At 38.5% G+C, this 18,530-nt stretch carries 22 protein-coding genes; 10 read left to right on the top strand and 12 right to left on the bottom strand.

Annotated features, from left to right (window positions below; all coding sequences use genetic code 11):
* Complete coding sequence (gene pdhA / locus HCX62_RS03925; protein WP_185502559.1) at window positions 1–1,116, bottom strand: pyruvate dehydrogenase (acetyl-transferring) E1 component subunit alpha; 1,116 nt, start codon at window positions 1,114–1,116, stop codon at window positions 1–3.
* Between the two features lie 834 nt (window positions 1,117–1,950).
* On the opposite strand from pdhA, the gene def reads away from it, so the two are divergent.
* On the top strand, window positions 1,951–2,502 hold the full coding sequence (gene def, locus HCX62_RS03920) for a peptide deformylase (RefSeq protein WP_008947424.1): 552 nt from the start codon (window positions 1,951–1,953) through the stop codon (window positions 2,500–2,502).
* 48 nt (window positions 2,503–2,550) lie between these two features.
* Here the strand turns inward: def and HCX62_RS03915 are convergent, their stop codons facing one another.
* A complete protein-coding gene (locus HCX62_RS03915) occupies window positions 2,551–3,105 on the bottom strand; it encodes a flavin reductase family protein (RefSeq protein WP_185637101.1) in 555 nt (184 codons plus the stop codon).
* Between the two features lie 131 nt (window positions 3,106–3,236).
* Between HCX62_RS03915 and HCX62_RS03910 the strand changes: the two genes are divergently transcribed.
* A complete protein-coding gene (locus HCX62_RS03910; protein ID WP_185637100.1) occupies window positions 3,237–4,235 on the top strand; it encodes a ThiF family adenylyltransferase in 999 nt (332 codons plus the stop codon).
* A gap of 11 nt (window positions 4,236–4,246) precedes the next feature.
* Window positions 4,247–4,735: a MogA/MoaB family molybdenum cofactor biosynthesis protein gene (locus HCX62_RS03905; RefSeq protein ID WP_185637099.1), complete on the top strand. Its 489-nt coding sequence runs from the start codon at window positions 4,247–4,249 to the stop codon at window positions 4,733–4,735.
* A 34-nt stretch (window positions 4,736–4,769) separates the two neighbouring features.
* Here the strand turns inward: HCX62_RS03905 and moaA are convergent, their stop codons facing one another.
* The 7 genes from moaA to modA all read right to left on the bottom strand — a co-directional run bounded on the left by moaA (window position 4,770) and on the right by modA (window position 9,498).
* Window positions 4,770–5,771 carry a GTP 3',8-cyclase MoaA gene (moaA, locus tag HCX62_RS03900; RefSeq protein WP_185637098.1) on the bottom strand — a complete coding sequence of 334 codons (1,002 nt, stop codon included), beginning with the start codon at window positions 5,769–5,771 and terminating at the stop codon, window positions 4,770–4,772.
* Between the two features lie 28 nt (window positions 5,772–5,799).
* On the bottom strand, window positions 5,800–6,282 hold the full coding sequence (gene moaC / locus HCX62_RS03895; RefSeq protein WP_185637097.1) for a cyclic pyranopterin monophosphate synthase MoaC: 483 nt from the start codon (window positions 6,280–6,282) through the stop codon (window positions 5,800–5,802).
* A gap of 12 nt (window positions 6,283–6,294) precedes the next feature.
* Entirely contained in the window at window positions 6,295–6,543 is a 249-nt protein-coding gene (moaD, locus tag HCX62_RS03890; RefSeq protein ID WP_185637096.1) for a molybdopterin converting factor subunit 1, read from the bottom strand.
* Window positions 6,527–6,949, bottom strand: a complete 423-nt coding sequence (locus tag HCX62_RS03885) for a molybdenum cofactor biosynthesis protein MoaE (RefSeq protein ID WP_185637095.1) — start codon at window positions 6,947–6,949, stop codon at window positions 6,527–6,529. Before HCX62_RS03885 ends, moaD begins: the two co-directional genes overlap by 17 nt.
* The gene (mobB, locus tag HCX62_RS03880; protein WP_185637094.1) at window positions 6,946–7,431 is read right to left on the bottom strand and encodes a molybdopterin-guanine dinucleotide biosynthesis protein B; all 486 of its coding nucleotides are present in this window, start codon (window positions 7,429–7,431) and stop codon (window positions 6,946–6,948) included. The genes HCX62_RS03885 and mobB overlap by 4 nt, the downstream gene beginning before the upstream one ends.
* Complete coding sequence (locus tag HCX62_RS03875) at window positions 7,410–8,633, bottom strand: molybdopterin molybdotransferase MoeA (RefSeq protein ID WP_185637093.1); 1,224 nt, start codon at window positions 8,631–8,633, stop codon at window positions 7,410–7,412. The genes mobB and HCX62_RS03875 overlap by 22 nt, the downstream gene beginning before the upstream one ends.
* 94 nt (window positions 8,634–8,727) lie before the next feature.
* Entirely contained in the window at window positions 8,728–9,498 is a 771-nt protein-coding gene (gene modA / locus HCX62_RS03870; RefSeq protein WP_185637092.1) for a molybdate ABC transporter substrate-binding protein, read from the bottom strand.
* A gap of 107 nt (window positions 9,499–9,605) precedes the next feature.
* Between modA and HCX62_RS03865 the strand changes: the two genes are divergently transcribed.
* From HCX62_RS03865 to HCX62_RS03850, 4 genes are all read left to right on the top strand, one after another.
* Window positions 9,606–10,277: a molybdate ABC transporter permease subunit gene (locus HCX62_RS03865; RefSeq protein WP_185637091.1), complete on the top strand. Its 672-nt coding sequence runs from the start codon at window positions 9,606–9,608 to the stop codon at window positions 10,275–10,277.
* 2 nt (window positions 10,278–10,279) lie between these two features.
* Window positions 10,280–10,942, top strand: coding sequence for an ATP-binding cassette domain-containing protein (locus HCX62_RS03860; RefSeq protein ID WP_185637090.1), 663 nt, complete (start codon window positions 10,280–10,282; stop codon window positions 10,940–10,942).
* Window positions 10,923–11,504: a molybdenum cofactor guanylyltransferase gene (locus HCX62_RS03855; RefSeq protein ID WP_185637089.1), complete on the top strand. Its 582-nt coding sequence runs from the start codon at window positions 10,923–10,925 to the stop codon at window positions 11,502–11,504. The genes HCX62_RS03860 and HCX62_RS03855 overlap by 20 nt, the downstream gene beginning before the upstream one ends.
* Before the next feature lie 67 nt (window positions 11,505–11,571).
* Window positions 11,572–12,375 carry a DUF817 domain-containing protein gene (locus tag HCX62_RS03850; RefSeq protein ID WP_185637088.1) on the top strand — a complete coding sequence of 268 codons (804 nt, stop codon included), beginning with the start codon at window positions 11,572–11,574 and terminating at the stop codon, window positions 12,373–12,375.
* A 17-nt stretch (window positions 12,376–12,392) separates the two neighbouring features.
* On the opposite strand, the gene HCX62_RS03845 is transcribed toward HCX62_RS03850, so the two are convergent.
* Entirely contained in the window at window positions 12,393–13,163 is a 771-nt protein-coding gene (locus HCX62_RS03845) for a Cof-type HAD-IIB family hydrolase (RefSeq protein WP_185637087.1), read from the bottom strand.
* A 484-nt stretch (window positions 13,164–13,647) separates the two neighbouring features.
* Here HCX62_RS03845 and HCX62_RS03840 point away from each other — a divergent pair, with 484 nt between their 5' ends.
* From HCX62_RS03840 to HCX62_RS03830, 3 genes are all read left to right on the top strand, one after another.
* Window positions 13,648–13,857 (top strand): DNA-dependent RNA polymerase subunit epsilon, encoded by a 210-nt coding sequence (locus HCX62_RS03840; protein ID WP_008947407.1) that lies wholly within the window; start codon window positions 13,648–13,650, stop codon window positions 13,855–13,857.
* 6 nt (window positions 13,858–13,863) lie between these two features.
* Window positions 13,864–15,531 (top strand): ribonuclease J1, encoded by a 1,668-nt coding sequence (rnjA, locus tag HCX62_RS03835; protein WP_003722651.1) that lies wholly within the window; start codon window positions 13,864–13,866, stop codon window positions 15,529–15,531.
* Window positions 15,532–15,638: 107 nt separating this feature from the next.
* On the top strand, window positions 15,639–16,604 hold the full coding sequence (locus HCX62_RS03830) for an LCP family glycopolymer transferase (protein WP_008947406.1): 966 nt from the start codon (window positions 15,639–15,641) through the stop codon (window positions 16,602–16,604).
* A gap of 43 nt (window positions 16,605–16,647) precedes the next feature.
* Here the strand turns inward: HCX62_RS03830 and HCX62_RS03825 are convergent, their stop codons facing one another.
* Together HCX62_RS03825 and HCX62_RS03820 are read right to left on the bottom strand one after the other, a co-directional pair.
* On the bottom strand, window positions 16,648–17,499 hold the full coding sequence (locus HCX62_RS03825; RefSeq protein WP_185637086.1) for an FUSC family protein: 852 nt from the start codon (window positions 17,497–17,499) through the stop codon (window positions 16,648–16,650).
* Entirely contained in the window at window positions 17,496–18,416 is a 921-nt protein-coding gene (locus HCX62_RS03820) for a hypothetical protein (RefSeq protein WP_185637085.1), read from the bottom strand. Before HCX62_RS03820 ends, HCX62_RS03825 begins: the two co-directional genes overlap by 4 nt.
* Window positions 18,417–18,530: the final 114 nt, after the last annotated feature.

The following is an 18,530-nucleotide window of genomic DNA, read 5'->3' as shown; positions in this document are numbered from 1 at the left end:
TTATTTCGACTCCTTCGCTTCATAGATTGCCAGTTGCTCTTTGATAGGAGCAGTTGGTGTTTCGTACATATTTTTAAGAAGATCAGTCACTGTTTGTTTTGGTGTAGCGTCTGCTTCTTTAATAGCTACTTTAATTTCTTCTTTTGCTTGATCGATAACAGCATTTTCTTTTTCTTCGTTCCAAAGTCCTTTAGCTTCTAAGAAAGTACGGAAGCGAACGATTGGATCTTTAAGTTCCCATTCACCGTCAAGTTCTTTTGTACGGTAACGAGTTGGATCATCACCAGAAAGTGTATGTGGACCATAACGGTAAGTCATAGTTTCGATTAATGTTGGGCCTTCACCAGCAACTGCACGTTCACGAGCGAATTTAGTTACAGCATATACTGCAAGTGGATCCATTCCGTCTACTTGTACGCCTGGGATTCCGGCTGCAACTGCTTTTTGAGCTAATGTTTCAGCAGCTGATTGTTTTTCACGAGGTGTAGAAATCGCGAATTTGTTGTTTTGTACTACGAAAATCGCTGGAGCATGGTAAGCACCCGCAAAGTTCATTCCTTCATAGAAGTCACCTTGGGAAGAACCGCCATCACCTGTATAAGTGATTACAACAGCATCTTTTTTACGTTTTTTAAGACCTAGAGCAACACCGGCAGCTTGAACAATTTGTGCACCGATGATGATTTGTGGTGATAATACATTTAAATCTTCAGGGAATTGGTTACCTACAAAATGTCCACGAGAGAACAAGAACGCTTTTGTAAGTGGAAGTCCGTGCCAGATAAGTTGTGGCACATCACGGTAACCCGGAAGAATATAGTCATGTTTTTCAAGCGCATAGTGGCTTGCAAGTTGAGAAGCTTCTTGTCCAGCAGTTGGAGCATAGAAACCTAGACGTCCTTGACGGTTAAGTGAGATAGAACGTTGGTCAAGTACACGAGTCCAAACCATGCGAGTCATTAATTCTACTAATTGATCATCAGTTAAATCCGGCATTAAATCTGGATTAACGATTTCTCCTTTTTCATTCAAAATTTGAACTAATTCAAATTGTTTATGAACAGCCTCAAATTGTTTCTTTACGTCGATAATAGCCTTCTTTGTTTTAGAAGCCATTTCGTATCCACCCTTTCGTCATTCACATTGTACAGTTTCAAATTCGTCATTAGTTAGGTATGCGTTTCATGTAACGCTCGTCCGGTCATCTACCTGTCTAAATGGATTCATTTAAAACCGCCATCCTGATTGTGTATTAATTATAATAGCGTAGTAAAAAGAAAAGTTATTCTATAGAAAGAAGCAGATTCCGGAAGCTTTTTTCTAAATCCCTATCAACTAATTACGCAGCCTCTCCAGTTATTACCACAAAACCCTCATTGAAAACATGAGTTTTAGAAGGGCTTGTGAAAAAACATTCATTCTTTCACAATGTTTCATAAAAAATAGGAACTTTCCTTTTATTCAAAAAGTGATTTCTGTTTTAATTGAAAACAAGAATTTTATTAATACACTAATCTTCTCTCTTAATTTACACTACCCCGATTATGAAGTCAATAAGTTAATCTCTATTTATTTTATCGCTTACAATGGCATTATTACTTAAATCATTCGCTTTCCACTTCTGTATTAAAAAAAGATGAAACAGAAACAAACTGTTATATAATATTCCAACTCTCGCATTATCACACCTGTTTCAAATTTATTTTCGATAAAATCATCTAGTTTGTGAATTCACAAACATATAAAATTTTTCATCATTTGTTTTATACGAACATTATAGAACAAAAAAAGATTATCGTTCGCCTTTAAAACTTTCTCTTTTTTAACAAATATGTCTTTAGGCCTATTAAACTACCCTTTTTTTCTTGAACAGTAATCTTTCATTCCATTTTTTTCGTTCTTTTGTTAAAATAAAGGTAAGTTATTAAAAGAACAGGAGAGAATCAAATCATGCTTACAATGGACGATATTGTACGAGAAGGTCATCCGGCGCTTCGAGAAGTTGCGACTGAAGTGACTTTCCCGCTTTCAGATGAAGAAAAAAAATTAGGACGTGATATGCTTGAATTCCTAATTAACAGTCAAGATGAAGAGTTGGCGGAAAAATATGGTTTACGTGGTGGCGTTGGAATTGCAGCTCCACAACTCGCTGTAACCAAACGATTCCTAGCTATTCATGTACATGATGAAAAAGATCGTCTTTATAGTTATGTGCTTTATAATCCAAAAATCCGCAGTCACTCTGTACAACAAGCTTGTCTTTCCGGTGGTGAAGGTTGCCTTTCTGTTGACCGCGAAGTTCCTGGTTACGTCGTGCGTAGTGAACGTGTGACAATCGATGCATTTGACGAAAATGGTACACCGCTTAAATTGCGTTTTAAAGATTATCCAGCGATTGTAATTCAACACGAAATCGATCATTTGAACGGTATTATGTTTTATGATCATATTAATAAAGAAAATCCATCTTACTTGCCACCAGATGTGGACGTATTTGGTTAAAATGAATAAATCCCCGCAGGAAGCAATATCCTGCGGGGATTTTTATCTTTATGAATGACCGCCAACTTTTTCTGTTTTTGTTGCCAGTTGCCTGAATTTACGTTCATTAGCATCGCCTGAGAACAGAACTAAATCGAGTTCTTCGTGAATAAAATGACCATCTGAATCCAGCAAATTTTTTTCAAATAGTCGTGTATTGATTTTAGCAAAGATTGTATGATAGTCCGCGTCTGAAACTGTTTGAGTTACGGTGCACTCAAGAACAATCGGACACGCATCAATGTAAGCTACTCCCCCGTTATTACTTTTGGTTAATTCGATTTGATGAACTTTTATTTTATCGTTGCGCTTTCCTGACGAGAATCCGCCTTGTTCAATTAGTCCTAACTGCTCTGTGTTTGGAAAATTCACGGCAAATTTTTGGCCAGCGTATATATGTTTGCTAGCATTACTTTCTGCAGATACGCCGATAACGATACTATCTCCTAGTGTGTACGATGATGACCCCGTTGACATTTGCGGTTCTCCAACCTCATTCAAATATGTTAATACAAAAACTGGATAAGCCGGATAAAATTTTTCTGTTTCTACGCGCTGTTTCATAGTTAGCACCTCTAGTTTTTTCTTTCATTATAAAGATGCCGTACCAAGATTTCAAGAATAAACTAAAACCCTACAAGTAAGCGCTCTACATATTTTTCTGGTAAAATAAAACTGGAAAGAAGGTGGAAAACTTGGAGCGTTATGATAGACAGATGCGCGTTAAAAACATCGGAAAAGCCGGTCAAGAAAAATTGCTCACGAAAACGATTTTGATTGTTGGTGTTGGGGCGATTGGCTCCTATGCCGCTGAAATTTGCGCGCGAATAGGTTTTGGAAAGTTAATTTTAATTGATCGTGACTATGTGGAACTAAGTAACTTGCAACGCCAATCACTTTTCACGGAACAAGATGCGTTAGACAAACAAGCAAAAGCGTATGCCGCGTCTAAAGCATTACGAATGATTAATAGTGATATTGAAATCGAATATATGGTTGATGATGCAAACGTGACAAGTTTAACTCCTTATGTCGGGAACATCGATTACATACTCGATTGTACCGATAATTTTATGACACGCGAATTTTTGAACCAGTTCTGTTTTATTCATCAAATTCCGTGGATTTTCACTTCTTGTGCCGGTAATTATGCTAATCTTATGCCGATTATTCCGCCTGATTCCGCTTGTTTGCACTGTTTACTTGGTGATATTCCTCAAACAAATGCGGCAAGTTGCGATGTTATTGGTGTCGATGGTGCGCTGATTCCAATCGTTGCTGGCATGCAAGTTTCCTTACTTACACAAATGATTTTAAAACCTGATTTTGCTGCAAATACATACTACCAACTAGATAATTGGCAATTTACTTTCCGGTCGCTTGAAATCAAAAAGCGCCCCGATTGCCCTAGTTGCACAACTGGGAAAACACTTTCAGAAGTCCCTTTTTCCGAGCAAACGGTTGCCCTTTGTGGACGGGATACAGTACAATTTCGATTGCCAAATAAAAGCAATTACCGCGAAATCAAACAACTGCTAACAGAACGAAAAATTACGTACAAAGAAAATCCTGCTTTACTCAGTTTCAATTACGAAAAGTTCCAATTTGTTATCTTTAAAAATGGGCGAGTTTTGCTCCATGGGACAGAAAATATAACAGAAGCAAAGAAAATATATCACTTATTTTTCAACTAAAGGAGGCAATTATGGAGCAAAAAACGTTTATCAAGGTACCTTGTAGTATTTTAACGATTAGTGATACAAGAAATTTGGATACGGATACTAGTGGTCAACTGATTCAATCTGCCTTAGAAACCGCTGGACATGAAGTGATTTCGCGGGTTGTCGTTCCTGACGATGTTACACTCATTCAGCAAAAAATAAATGAATTAACAGCTAACGGATCGTTTTGCCTCATCACAAATGGTGGCACGGGAATTGCTAAACGCGACGTTACTTATGAAGCATTATTCGCAACGATTCAGCAAGAAATCCCCGGGTTTGGCGAGATTTTTCGCATGCTCAGTTACGAGGAAGTTGGTAGTCGTGCGATGGTATCTCGTGCATTCGCTGGTTTTTCAGAAAGTGGCTTACTGCTTTTTGCATTACCCGGGTCAAGTAATGCTTGCCAGCTCGCGGTTCAAAAATTGATTATCCCAGAATTACCTCATTTAATTGCTGAACGACAAAAATAAAAGATCCGGCCACATTCGCGGCCGGATCTTTTATTTATCCCCCAATTTGGCTCATACGACGCCAAGTTGGTTTATTAGACTGCACTTCATCTTGTAATTTTAACGCCATTTCATGATTTTCCGGTTTGTTATCAATCGCTTTTTGCACGAGTTGCATCAGTTTCACCGGCTCATGGATAAAGGGCCGAATATTCATTTCTTCATCCCAGTATAAACAAGCTTTAATATAGCCGTCCGCCGTCAGTCTGAGTCGGTTGCAGCTATCGCAAAAATGAGCACTAACTGGGTGAATGACACCGAATGTCCCTTTTGCCCCTTTTATACGAAAATTTTCGGAAGGACCATTGCCGCGGATTGAGTCAACTCGTTCATATTCATAGCCAGCTTCATCACAGGCTTCAAAAATCGTATCGAGTGGCAAATACTTTTCTTTCCAACTCGTGCCGGCGTGGCCAATTGGCATATATTCAATGAAGCGAATATTTATGTCTTTATCTTTTGTAAACTTCAGGAAATCAGTTATTTCGTCATCGTTTTGCCCTTTAATCAGAACAACATTAAGCTTAATTGGAAATAGCCCAACTTCTTCTGCTTTTTGAATGCCATCGAGCACTTTTTGTAAACGGCCTCCACGTGTAATCGCTTGAAAACGGTCTGCGTGTAAGGAATCCAAACTAATGTTAACCCTTGTCAGCCCAGCTTCTTTCAATGCTTCTGCTTTTTTCGCCAAATACATCGCATTGGTTGTAATCGAAATATCTTCTATTTCAGGAATCGCTCCAAGTCCGCGAACAATTTCCACGATATCGGTTCTAAGTAATGGCTCTCCGCCAGTGATGCGCACTTTTTTGATGCCAAATTTCACCATTAATTCCATAAAACTGACAATTTCATCTTTGGATAGTACTTTTTCATGAGGCAAAAATGTCAGGCCTTCTTCGGGCATACAATACACACACCTTAAATTGCACCGATCTGTTACTGAAATGCGAATATAATCGTGTACCCGCCCAAATTTATCCTTTAATAATTGCATAAAACAAAACTCCTATCCTACAAAATAGTTACGCTTCTGCTTTAAATGTCCCGCTTTTCCCGCCAGTTTTCTCCACTAAATAGGTTTTTTCTATTTTCATTCCTTTATCCATTGCTTTACACATATCATAAATGGTTAACGCGGCAATCGTGACTGCGGTGAGAGCTTCCATTTCTACACCCGTTTTTCCAACCGTTACGACTTCCGATGTGATAGTTAGCGCCGTTTCCCCGTCATCTTCAAAAGAAATATCCGCTTTGGTCGTCATAATCGGGTGGCACATCGGGATGAGTTCGCTTGTTTTTTTCGCTGCCATGATACCAGCCACTTGTGCAACGGCCAGAACGTCTCCTTTAGCCATTTTACCAGCATGGATTCGCGCTAATGTTTCTTCATTCATATGTATCGTTGCTCTGGCAATTGCACGGCGTTTCGTTTCTGATTTACTTGTGACATCGACCATTTTTGCACGTTTTTCCTCATTGAAATGGGTTAAATCGTCTTTTTCCATCTGATATCCTCCTTATCCACCGCTAACTGGCGGAATGACAGCTATTTCAGTTATTTCTTCTGGTAAAAGGTCCCCGTCGTGTTGAAACTCCATATTGACGGCCAGCATACATGTCGCCAAATCTATGGCTATTTCGGGAAACTCACTACTAATGACTTCACGAACCTCGCCAACTGTTTGGCATTGCTGTAAATTCAATTTTACTTCTGTTTGATTTGTTTTCTCGGCTAAAAAAGCGAAGAATTTAACTGTTGTCAGCATCTATGCCACCCCACCTTGTTTTATCGACATCTTTTTCTTCTTTCCATATTGGTACCCGTTCTTTTAAGTGTTCAATAATATATCTGGAACCCTCGTAGCAAGCAGCCCGGTGTGGTGTTGATACGCCGATAAATACAGCAACGTCGGTTATTTGCAACAGCCCTAACCGGTGAACGATAACGACATCTGCGCCCCATTTCGCTTCTACTTCTGTGGCTAACTTGTTTAATTCTTTGAGTGCCATTTCTTCGTAGGACGTATAGCGAATTTCTTCGGTTTGGATGTCGCCAGTCCATTCGCGAATGGTGCCAACAAACAGGTTAATACCACCGTGATTTTTATTGATTAACTTCTCAGAAAGTAGGCCGATTTCGATTTTTTCGTGTTGTAAAGCTACATATTTCATTGTAAAAACTCCTTGATTAGCTTTTCCGCAAATACGTTTAAAGCTTGTTCCTCTCCAATAAAAATCGCTTCTTCTTTTAACGCCGGGTTATGGGTGGCGATTTTATGGACGGCTTTAGTATTTTTTAAATGTTCAATTTCTGCTTTTTCACGAATTAAAATGATTTTGGGAAATGGGCCTTCTTTGTAGCCTTCCACCAAAATAAGATCTGTATTGGGAAGCTTTTGGATGGCTGTTTTTAAGTCAATGCCCGTCTGCTCCATGACTGCATGTTGCCGGGAGTTCGCAATGATAACCGCCTCGGCACCATTTTCTTGAAAAGAGTAGGAATCCGTTCCAGCGTGGTCGATGGAGAAATCATGCGCATCGTGTTTAATCGCTGAAACCGTGTAGTTTTCTGTGCGGCATGCGCGAATTAATGCATTAAGCAAGGTTGTTTTTCCGCTATTTTTAAAACCGATTATTTGGAGGATAGTAGCCATGCTTCGACCTCTTCTCCTTTTAATTTCCCGACTTGACCGCGCGGGATTTTAAATAAACAGGTAGTTAAATGAAGGTTTCCGAGCGCACTCGACATATCACTTCCAACCAGTTCGACCAAATATTCCCCTTCGTCTGATAAACGATAAGTTCCTCGTAAGAAACGGTCATAGCCATTATTTTTCGTATAATCACTCGCCATTTTTGCGCGTACTTGAGTCGTCGCGGTCGTATCTTTTCCCATTAAAGTGGCTAAGACTGGTTCCACTAATAAATAAAAGCCTGTAAAACATGCACCAGGGTTGCCGGAAAGCGCGACGATAAGTGTCTTATTCAGCCACATCCCGGTCGTCGGACTCCCTGGTCGCATTTGAATTTTATTAAAAAGTAATTCTGCTTCTTGTTTAGCTATATCAGCCATAAAGTCAAAATCGCCTACGGAAACGCCGCCAGTTGTGACAATTAAATCCGCTATTTCGGTCAGTTCAAGCAATCGTTTTTTTGTGTCTTCGTAATTGTCTGGCAGTTGCTCGGCCGCACAAATTTCCGCATGATGCACCTTCAGTAAGTTTTCGAGTAACGGCTGATTGCTATTATAGATTTTACCATCTGGAAGCGGATTTCCAGCTGGAACAAGTTCACTACCTGTAGATAAAATTGCTACTTTTGGCTTTCGGATTACTTGTACTTCGTGAATACCAAATGACGATAGCAAACTTATCGAGCCTGCATTTAACGTGTGTCCGCGGTTTAACAGTAAATCTCCTTTGGCAAACTCTGCGCCGATTTCGGTAATATTACTAGATTGTTGCGTATTAATGAGCACGATATCATTTTCATTGTCAGCTTCTTTTGATTGTTCTAGCATAATAATTTTTGAAGCATTGTCTGGCACTTTTGCTCCGGTCATTATTCGAACCGTTTCGCCTGGTTGGAGTGGCTTGTCGTAGGTTGCGCCACATGGAACTTCCGCGACAACTCGTAAAGTAATTGGATAATTCCCGTCGTCTGCTTCTGTAATTGCAAAGCCATCGTAACCAGATCGGCGAAAATACGGCGCAGGAAATGGTGCAAAAATTGGTTCTTGTAACACTTGATTCAATGCCTCTGTCACGTTCTTTCGTTCAACTGGAAGATGCGTTATTTGGTTACATAATACTTCTCTCGCCTGCTCCATTCTAATGGTGTTTCGTTTTTCAATCATCTGGGCGCACTTCCCTTCTATAAATCATGTATGCGTTTTCTTTAGTACCAATATACAGGAGTTTCCTTGTTTTAAAAAGTAAAGCGACTTCCCCTTAATTAGCGGCTTTAAATCCGTATTTTTCGAGTGTTTTTCGCGCTTCTGCTTTATTCATAAATTCGAGGAAAGTTGCTGTAGCTTCTTTTTTATCTGAATCGCTTACTTGCGCGCTGTAGTATGCAATTGGCTCATGAAGCTTCTCGTCAATTTTCGCTTTCACTTGTACTTTTTTACTTAATAAAGCATCTGTTTGGTACACAAAACCAGCGTCTGCATTTCCCGCTTCTACATAGGATAAAACTTGGCGAACATCCGTTGCGAGAACGAGTTTTGCTTTTTCGGTATTATAAAGATTTAAGTTTTCGAGTGTTTGTTTGGCATAAGCGCCGGCTGGGACTGATTCTGGATCTCCGATAGCAATTTTGCTCGCGTCATTTAATAATTGTTCTAAATTCGCATCTTTCGTCTGCTCAGCGTTTTTTGGTTCTATTAAAACCAGTTCATTCCCCGCAAATTCTTTCGTATCTTCTGCTAAATTTTGTTTACTTAATGTATCCGCATCTTTTTTACTGGCTAAAAGAACACCATCAATCGGTGCGCCACTTTCGACACGTTCGCGAATTTGCCCAGAGCCACCAAAATCAAAAGACAATTTAATAGTTGGGTTCGCTTTTTCAAAAAGTGGTTTTATGTCATCCATCGTATCTTTCAAACTTGCCGCTGCTGAAATATGTATTGTTGTGGTCTTTTCTTTCTCGGATGTATCCCCGCAGGCCGTTAAAAGTAGTAATAATCCACAAGTTATGACTAAAGCTATTTTTTTCATTGTTCATCCCCCTTTTTTATTTAGTTTCATTGTACTTAAGTTTGACATTTTATACCAGAGAGAACGATAATAATAGAAGTACTAAAGGGTTGTTCAGGAGGAGATTTATGTTTACATCTGTTTGGCATACATTACTTGTTGCCACTATTTCTACGTTTCTCGCATTTATGACGATGTTGCCACTTAGTTATTATTTTACAGGCCGAAAATCACGTTTTCAGTTATTAGTGGAGATTTTAATTTTACTTCCGCTTGTTTTACCGCCAACTGTGGTTGGTTTGGTCTTACTGAACGTCCTCGGCCGCAATGACTTTATTGGTGGTGTACTTTGGGATACTTTTGATTTCAGTTTTATTTTTTCCCTTAGTGGCGCTATTGTTGCGACAACGATTATTATTTTACCGATTATGTATCAAGGACTAAAATCCGCATTTTTATCTATTGATCACGAACTTGTATGGGCAGCAGAGACTCTTTCAGCGAATAAAAAACAGATTTTCACTCAAATTATTTTACCGAATTGTTGGCAACCAATTTTAGCAGGAGTTTTGCTTAGTTTTTGCCGGGCGATGGGTGAATTTGGAGCGAGTTTGATGGTAGCGGGTTATATTGAAGGAAAAACCGATACAATCGCTTCTAGCATTTACTTTATGGTGCAACAAGGCGACATGCGTACAGCGGTTTATCTAGGGCTAATTAACGTCATTATTGGCGTATTTGCCTTACTTGTTATTCACGTATTAACCGTACGCCAAAGCAATTTAACGAGGGGGATGTAACGATGCTCAAATTACAATTCCATAAAAAACTTCCTTTTCATGATTTAAATATCGATTATACTTTTGATAAACCGGTTACGGCGATGATGGGCGCGAGCGGTTCCGGAAAATCCACGTTATTCCAATGTGTCAGCGGATTGAAGAGCATTGACGGCGGCATTATTGAATTTGACGGGACGCCGTGGGACGATTCCAGTATTTCACTACATCTTCCAGTTACAGAGCGAAAAGTAGGCTATTTATTCCAAAATCTCGCTTTGTTTCCAAATATGAACGTATATGAAAATATCGCTTTTGGCTTAAAAGTGAAGAAAAAGAAGAAAAAAGAGCAAGCAGAAATCCAGCAGCAAGTACGGAAAATGAGTGACTATCTGCAAATTTCTCACCTACTCTATTCTTCTGTTCAAAAACTATCTGGTGGCGAAAAACAACGTGTCGCAATGGCGCGAGCAATGATTACTGAGCCAAAATTACTTCTACTAGATGAACCATTTAACGGTTTAGATGAAGAAACGCGTTTAATTTGCATGAAATTAGTTGGTCAAATGGCCAAAGATTTCCATATTCCAGTCATTTTTGTAACACATTATGCCTCGGAAGCAGAAATGATGACTGAAGAAATTTTAGTGATGCGAGATGGACGGCTTGAAAAACGAAAAAGTTAATGTTGGCATTGTCCTAGCTGGCGGGCGTTCTAGCCGATTCGGAGAGCCAAAAGCCTTTTTCCAGGATGAGGCAACTGGGAAAACATGGGTAGAACTTACAGTGAACAAATTGGCGCCACTCTGTGATACGGTATTTGTATCAGCGAATCAAGCAAATTATCCAAAGCTAGTTGAAATTTTCGCGAAACAATCGGCTATTCAAATCGTTCCCGACCTAGCAGCGTTCCGCGAGTTTGGGCCGCTTGGTGGTATTTATGCGGTGATGGATCGCGCACAGGTTTATCAAGAAGCTAATTTTTTGATACTTCCTGTTGATATGCCATTTTTGACTTCCAAAGAAATTGGACGGCTCGCAGTTCACCCCAACCACTTTGCCAGAACTCCGCAAGCAGATCACTATTTGGTTGCGAACATCCCTTATTCACGCGAAATCCTACATGAATTACTACAAAACGGACAACACCGGGTGCTTGCTTTACTTGAGAAACTGCAAGCGAAACCGTTAGCATTTGAAAATGAAATCCCCTTTAAAAATATCAATCGACAAAATGAACTTTTTTAACCTTTTCTTATCCTTTTCTTTAGTATTATTTGGTAAACTAGAGAAAATCATGAGAAGAGGTTTTTTTATGCACTTTTTCCGCTTACTTTGGGTATTTACTTGGAAGCAAGCACTTTGTTGTATTTTCCCCGGTATTATATTTATTTCACTTGCACTGACAAAACTGATTGATATTCCCTTTATTGCACGCTATGACTTACTTTTAATTATTTGTCTTGTGGCGCAAATTTTGCTGATAAAATTCGGGCTAGAAACATGGGACGAGCTGAAAGTGATTATGGTTTTTCATGTTATTGGGCTTGGGCTTGAAATTTATAAAGTACATATGGGTTCATGGAGTTATCCGCAGCCTGGTTTAATGAAAATTTTCGGTGTGCCACTTTATAGTGGTTTTATGTATTCAAGTGTGGCGAGTTATATTTGTCAGGCCTGGAAAAGGTTTGATCTTAAGATGAAAAATTGGCCAAACATTTGGTTAGTAAGCACCCTTTGTATCGCTATTTATGCTAATTTTTTCACGCATCATTTTATTCCTGATTTTCGTTGGGTTTTAATTGTTTTAGTGCTCGTTTTGTTCCGGAAAACCTATGTTTATTTTAAAGTTAGCGCTACTCAGCTCAAAATGCCTTTATCTTTTTCCTTTTTATGTATTGCATTTTTTATTTATCTGGCTGAGAATATCGCGAGTTTTTACGGTGCATGGGCTTATCCTGACCAGCTTGTTGCTTGGCGCCCAGTGCATGTATCGAAAATCACGAGTTGGTATTTGCTAGTAATTATTAGCATTATTATCGTCGCCCAACTCAAATTCGTTAAACAAAAATTAGAACAGACCGTTGTTACAGCAAAAAGCGAGACCACCGTAAAATAAGTGGTCTCGCTTTTATTTTAAATTAGCTTAAAGTGTTCTAGCGCTTTATAAACGCCATCTTCATCGACATGGTCCGTGACGTAATCAGCAACTGCTTTCACTTCATCACGACCATTTCCCATTGCAACACCTGTTCCAACAGCTTGAAGCATCGCGATATCGTTCAGCCCATCACCGAATGCATACGTATCTTCCATTGAAAAGCCGAGTTTTTTAATCATTTGTTTAATGCCTTCCGCTTTAGAACCGTCTGCCGGACAAACATCTACCGAAACATCATGCCAGCGCAGGAAACCATATTGTTTAAATTCTTCGCGGTAATAAGCATCATAGGACTCCTCGCAGAAAAGTAAACATTGGAAAATATCGCGGCCTTTATAATAATTCGCATCCACTTTAGGATAGTCTCTTTTAATAGAATTCATTCCTATTGTAACGCGGTCATGATCCGGCAAGTTGGCGCGCATCGAATCTTTTCCCGAAAAAACAATCGGATGCTCATGTTCCGAAGCAACCGTAATTAATCGCTCTAAAGACTCTGTTGGTAATGGTTTGGCATAAATTTCTTTGCCTTCAAAAATAACATATTGGCCGTTATAGCAAATGTAAGAATTAATATCTAACTCTTTTCTAATTTCATCTAGCATAAATGGGCCTCGACCCGTTGCAATGGCTACATAAACGCCATTTTCTTTCAATTTAGCAATCGCTTGTTTTGCTGATGCGGGAATTTCTTTAGTTTCACCTACAAGCGTGCCATCTACATCAAAAAACACAATTTTACTCATCGATTAAACGCCTCTATCCTCTATCCATTTTTAAATCACTTACTTTAAATTATAGCAGAAAATCCACACGATAAAAGGGTTGACAAAATTAATTATACTTTCTAGTAGCAATTATCTGGATTTATGGTATATTAGAATGAAGGATATAGATCGGATGAACATTTGTAGAACGACAATGGAACGTGAAAAAAAGCTTATAATTACATCTTTTACTCGGAAATTTGTTTCAAATTCCCAAAATAAAGGTATGCAATTATAACGGATAAGAAATTTAACATACGTGCACAGCTATTTTTATACATTAGTCTGTGGTAATTTTTCTTTGTCTTTTTTATGCCTAATTGTTAGTATCTCGTGCACCCATATCCGCTTGCTACTAAGTCCACAACTGAAAGCAGGCCAATTAATACTAAATAAATATTAGGTTTTCAGCTTGAAAATCTATTTTTAAAAAACAAAACTTAAATTTTAAGGAGAGAAAAACATGATTTTTAAAGTATTTTATCAAGAAACACTAACAGAAACACCCGTACGCGAAAAAACACAATCTTTATACGTAGAAGCGGAAAGCCAAGTAAAAGTACGCCAACTTTTAAAAGATGAGCCTTTCCACATCGAATTTGTTGAAGAAATTAGTGACGCTCACTTAGCTTATGAAAAGGAAAACCCAGACTTCGCGCTCTGGGAAAAATAAGCCTATATGAAATTTGTTAAAAATAATGAGACAGCTGTTTTCGCCCTTGGTGGACTAGGCGAAATCGGTAAAAACACATATGGCGTACAATTTCAAGACGAAATTATTCTAATTGATGCAGGTATCAAGTTCCCAGAAGACGAACTTCTAGGGATTGATTATGTTATTCCTGACTACAGTTACCTAGTTAAAAACAAAGATAAGATTAAAGGACTTTTCATCACCCATGGTCATGAAGATCACATCGGTGGCGTTCCTTACCTACTTCGCGATCTTAATATCCCGATTTACGCTGGGAAACTTGCGAGTGCACTTATCCGTAACAAATTAGAAGAACATGGCTTGCTTCGTCAAACCAAAATTTATGAATATGAAGAAGATGACGTTTTTAAATTTAGAAAAACAAGCATCTCTTTCTTCCGCACAACACATAGTATTCCTGATACGTATGGTATTGTTGTCAAAACTCCATCTGGTAACATCGTTCATACGGGTGACTTCAAGTTCGATTTCACACCAGTTGGCGAACCAGCTAACCTTACAAAAATGGCTGAGATTGGTAAAGAAGGTGTTCTTTGTTTACTATCTGATAGTACAAACGCTGAAGTACCGAATTTCACGATGAGTGAACGTGTTGTTGGCGAAAGTATTAAAAATATTTTCCGCGATGTAGAAGGCCGAATCATTTTCGCCACTTTCGCATCTAATATCTATCGTTTACAACAAGTAGTCGAGTCCTCTATCGAAACTGGCCGTAAAATCGCTGTTTTCGGTCGTAGTATGGAATCTGCTATGGAAATCGGTAAACAATTAGGTTATATTCAAGCACCAAAAGATACCTTTATTGATGTGCATCAGCTTAACAAAACACCCGCTGGAAATGTAACTATCCTTTGTACAGGGAGTCAAGGTGAACCAATGGCGGCTCTTTCTAGAATTGCTAACGGTACTCACCGTCAAATCCAAATTCAACCAGGCGATACGGTAGTCTTCTCGTCTTCTCCAATTCCTGGTAATACAACGAGTGTTAACCGCACAATCAATTTACTTTATCAAGCTGGCGCAGAAGTTATCCATGGTAAAGTAAACAATATCCATACTTCTGGTCATGGTGGTCAACAAGAACAAAAACTAATGCTACGTCTTATGAAACCTAAATTCTTTATGCCAATTCACGGTGAATTCAGAATGCAGAAAATCCATGCTGAGTCTGCTGAAGAATGTGGTGTTCCAGAAGAAAATAGCTTCATTATGGCAAATGGTGATGTGCTTGCTTTAACGAGTGAAACAGCTCATGTTGCAGGTAAAATCCACGCGGCAAGCGTCTATATTGATGGTAGCGGTATTGGTGATATCGGTAATATTGTCCTTCGTGATCGTCGCATTCTTTCCGAAGAAGGCCTCGTAATCGTCGTTGTGTCCATTGATATGAAAAACTCTCGTGTAATGGCGGGACCTGATATTATTTCACGCGGTTTCATCTATATGCGTGAATCCGGTAATCTAATCGGAGAAGCTCAAGGCCTCCTAACGCGCCACCTAAACAAAGTAATGGAACAAAAAACAACGCAATGGTCTGAAATTAAGAACGAAATTACAGATACGTTGCAACCTTTCTTGTATGAAAAAACAAAACGACGCCCAATGATTTTACCAATAATCATGGAAGTATAGTTTCAAAAGCGGTAAATGGTTTCAACATCATTTATCGTTTTTTGTTGATTTCTTGCAAAGACGATGGTATGTTTAAACAAACAAAATAGAAAGACGAGGAAAATTTTATGACAGAAACTAGGACTGAAAAGAAGCAAAAAACAACGTCCACTTTTACTAAAGTTATGAAAATTGCTAGTGTAACCCTTTTAGGAATTATCTTTTTCTCAATAACAGGATTAGCAGCGAAGTACTACATCACCGTTCAAAATACCTTTTCAAAAATAAATGTGCCTCTAGAATCAAGTAATAAAACAGCAAGTGACTTAGAAAAGAAAAAACCATTTTCTGTATTGTTAATGGGTTCAGATGCTCGGCCTGGCGAAACAAATGGTCGTGCCGATACTATTATTCTTGCCACTGCAAATAAACAACAAAATTCCGTAGAAATGGTCAGTATCCCTCGTGATACAAAAGTTGACTATGGAAATGGCGATATTGGTAAAATTAATGCTTCCTATTCCAAAGGCGGCCCCTCAGGAACCGTCTCAGCCGTTGAAAAACTTATGCCAGGAGTTCCTGTAGATTATTTCATTTCAATCAATATGGAGGGCTTTAAGGACCTTGTAGACGCAGTTGGTGGTATTACTGTTACTAATGATATCGATTTAACGGTCGTAAATAGCAAATTTGTCAAAGGTGATATTACCCTGAATGGCACAGATGCTTTGCAATATGTTCGTATTCGTCATGAAGATCCGCGCGGTGACTTTGGTCGCCAAGATAGACAACGCGATGTTATTATCGGGATTGCGAATAAAGTCGTAAGTTCCTCTGGTGTTTCCAATTTTGAAAGCATTATGAAAGCTGTTGGTGATAATTTCCAAACGAATATGACACTAACCGACATTACAACAATGGCAACAAATTATTCTTCCGTACTAAAAAACGTTGATTCCCAAGAGCTCAAAGGGGAAGGCGAAATGATTTATAGTGAGTCTTACGGATTTAACTTATATTACTTTGCACCTGAACAAACAGATTTAGAACGTGTGATTACCATGTTTAAAAAGAGCTTAGATATTACTGAATAAAAGAAAAGATGACTGAAGCTTTAATCGGCCTCAGTCATCTTTTTTATTTATGTTTGGTAATAAGTGCATCCAATTCTGTAATTACTTTTGCGCACGCTTGTTGGTGATAGGAAAACACTACTTCATAATCAGGTTCCGTCTCTTTTTCTAGCGTCACATGATATAAAATTTCAATATTATTAATCGCCTGCTCTACTAAACTTGTAAAACGGAGCATTGGTTCATCCGATGTTAAACTTGGAACAAAGCTGCTATCTGTAATAATCTGTTCGCGCGTCTTTCTCAAATCAATCAATTGTTTCCATAAGGCTTTTATTTTCGGCGCCAACTCTTTCGCATCTTCGGCATTAATATCGATTGCTTTTATTCGCTCTAATACTTCTTTTTCTTGAGAAATAAAAACTTGATTCAATTTTTTATTTTTCTTTCGCGGATAAAGAGCGTAGACAGCGAAACCAATCACTAACCCGATCATCGTGTCAAAAAGTCGGTCTCTTAAAAATACAATTGGTTCCCCGTCCCCTTTTCCGACAAGTACCATTACAGTAATAACGACAATAACCATCGTGAATTTTTTCGTAAATAGATAACTTAACATAACTGCAAGCGCTGCACCAATCGGAATCATAATATAATGATGGTTTGGTACTAAAAGATAAACAAACGCTGCAAGTAGTCCACCTACAATGGTCCCAATAATCCGCTCAATACTTGATTTATACGTATCACCTTTACTCATTTGAGCGGTAATATAAATGGCATTAAATACGTAAGTTGGGTAGACAATCCAATCCCCCATAACCGGGAAAAGTATTATGGCGATGGTGATACTAATTAACACTTTAGCCACTCGCGGATCAAGAGCAAGACGTTCTCTCATAGAGATCTTTTTCATTTCTTCGCGCCCCCTTCTGCTAATTCGGCCATTCCAACCTTAACAGCTAGAAAGTTCTCGACAAATTTTTTCACATGAAAAGACGCGACTGGATCGATTTCTTTTGCATTAATTTCCTCCGAAACGTCGACATTAATCTTGGCGAGTGCTTGTTTTGCTTCTTCCGATAAACCAACTCTTCCAATGTCTTCCATCGTTTGCATATGGAAAAAGAGTTGTAAATAATTAGGTAATAATGCTTGATAGAGTTCCACATGACGAGGATCCGCCTTTTTACTGGCGCTATATTCTTTAATAAACATCTGTGATTGAACAAATATGCTATACAATGGTTTCGTTACAAATTTGCCATTGTTTTTAAACACACTTTCAATTTCCTTATCGAATAGCCCTACCAGCTGTTTCATAATCGTTTGAACCGTCTTTTCTAATGGCAAATGAACATATTTTACGACTAGTTGAACGAGTAAGAAGAACACGAATACATCAATTAGTGCCACGATAATCATGACATAAAGTGGCATTGGTAAATCATCGGTTCCAAGAAAATAAAGTGCTGTTCCAATCGCGAGTGTCATCACCATATATTTCTGCGGCATCATAAAATTTACGGCTAAAATGACTACTATCATCACAATATAGTAAATATATACATTAATCGGGAAAAAATAAGTACTTATAATGACAAATAAACACGCTAATGTAAATGCTAATGCAATTTGGGGAATGACTTTTCTAGTAATTCCATATGTAGGTTGCATTGAAATAATCCCTATTAGTACAACTATAGGTAATACTCCAGCCAAATCAGGGAAAATAACTGTATGGACCACTACACAAATACTCGCATAAATAAATGCTTGCAACATTTGAATAAGTCCGCGAGCACCAATTTTATCAAGTAAAAATTTCTTCATCTGTTTTCTCCCCCTGTCCCTTTAAGTAAAGCTCTGTAACTATCATAGAAAATAACTGGCTAGATAGCAAGCGGTAAAGCGTAAACAATTAAAAAAACCTAGGAATATAATCGA

The organism is Listeria swaminathanii (assembly GCF_014229645.1).
GTDB classification, from domain to species: Bacteria; Bacillota; Bacilli; order Lactobacillales; family Listeriaceae; genus Listeria; species Listeria swaminathanii.
The sequence above is the reverse complement of the archived record's forward strand: the minus strand, read 5'-3'. Positions and strand labels throughout refer to the sequence as shown.

Bases quoted from the DNA above. Each gene is read 5' to 3' on its own strand.
- pdhA (WP_185502559.1), bottom strand. From the start codon at position 1,116: ATGGCTTCTAAAACAAAGAAGGCTATTATCGACGTAAAGAAACAATTT.
- def (WP_008947424.1), top strand. From the start codon at position 1,951: ATGCTTACAATGGACGATATTGTACGAGAAGGTCATCCGGCGCTTCGA.
- HCX62_RS03915 (WP_185637101.1), bottom strand. From the start codon at position 3,105: ATGAAACAGCGCGTAGAAACAGAAAAATTTTATCCGGCTTATCCAGTT.
- HCX62_RS03905 (WP_185637099.1), top strand. From the start codon at position 4,247: ATGGAGCAAAAAACGTTTATCAAGGTACCTTGTAGTATTTTAACGATT.
- moaA (WP_185637098.1), bottom strand. From the start codon at position 5,771: ATGCAATTATTAAAGGATAAATTTGGGCGGGTACACGATTATATTCGC.
- moaC (WP_185637097.1), bottom strand. From the start codon at position 6,282: ATGGAAAAAGACGATTTAACCCATTTCAATGAGGAAAAACGTGCAAAA.
- moaD (WP_185637096.1), bottom strand. From the start codon at position 6,543: ATGCTGACAACAGTTAAATTCTTCGCTTTTTTAGCCGAGAAAACAAAT.
- HCX62_RS03885 (WP_185637095.1), bottom strand. From the start codon at position 6,949: ATGAAATATGTAGCTTTACAACACGAAAAAATCGAAATCGGCCTACTT.
- mobB (WP_185637094.1), bottom strand. From the start codon at position 7,431: ATGGCTACTATCCTCCAAATAATCGGTTTTAAAAATAGCGGAAAAACA.
- HCX62_RS03875 (WP_185637093.1), bottom strand. From the start codon at position 8,633: ATGATTGAAAAACGAAACACCATTAGAATGGAGCAGGCGAGAGAAGTA.
- modA (WP_185637092.1), bottom strand. From the start codon at position 9,498: ATGAAAAAAATAGCTTTAGTCATAACTTGTGGATTATTACTACTTTTA.
- HCX62_RS03865 (WP_185637091.1), top strand. From the start codon at position 9,606: ATGTTTACATCTGTTTGGCATACATTACTTGTTGCCACTATTTCTACG.
- HCX62_RS03860 (WP_185637090.1), top strand. From the start codon at position 10,280: ATGCTCAAATTACAATTCCATAAAAAACTTCCTTTTCATGATTTAAAT.
- HCX62_RS03850 (WP_185637088.1), top strand. From the start codon at position 11,572: ATGCACTTTTTCCGCTTACTTTGGGTATTTACTTGGAAGCAAGCACTT.
- HCX62_RS03845 (WP_185637087.1), bottom strand. From the start codon at position 13,163: ATGAGTAAAATTGTGTTTTTTGATGTAGATGGCACGCTTGTAGGTGAA.
- HCX62_RS03840 (WP_008947407.1), top strand. From the start codon at position 13,648: ATGATTTTTAAAGTATTTTATCAAGAAACACTAACAGAAACACCCGTA.
- rnjA (WP_003722651.1), top strand. From the start codon at position 13,864: ATGAAATTTGTTAAAAATAATGAGACAGCTGTTTTCGCCCTTGGTGGA.
- HCX62_RS03830 (WP_008947406.1), top strand. From the start codon at position 15,639: ATGACAGAAACTAGGACTGAAAAGAAGCAAAAAACAACGTCCACTTTT.
- HCX62_RS03825 (WP_185637086.1), bottom strand. From the start codon at position 17,499: ATGAAAAAGATCTCTATGAGAGAACGTCTTGCTCTTGATCCGCGAGTG.
- HCX62_RS03820 (WP_185637085.1), bottom strand. From the start codon at position 18,416: ATGAAGAAATTTTTACTTGATAAAATTGGTGCTCGCGGACTTATTCAA.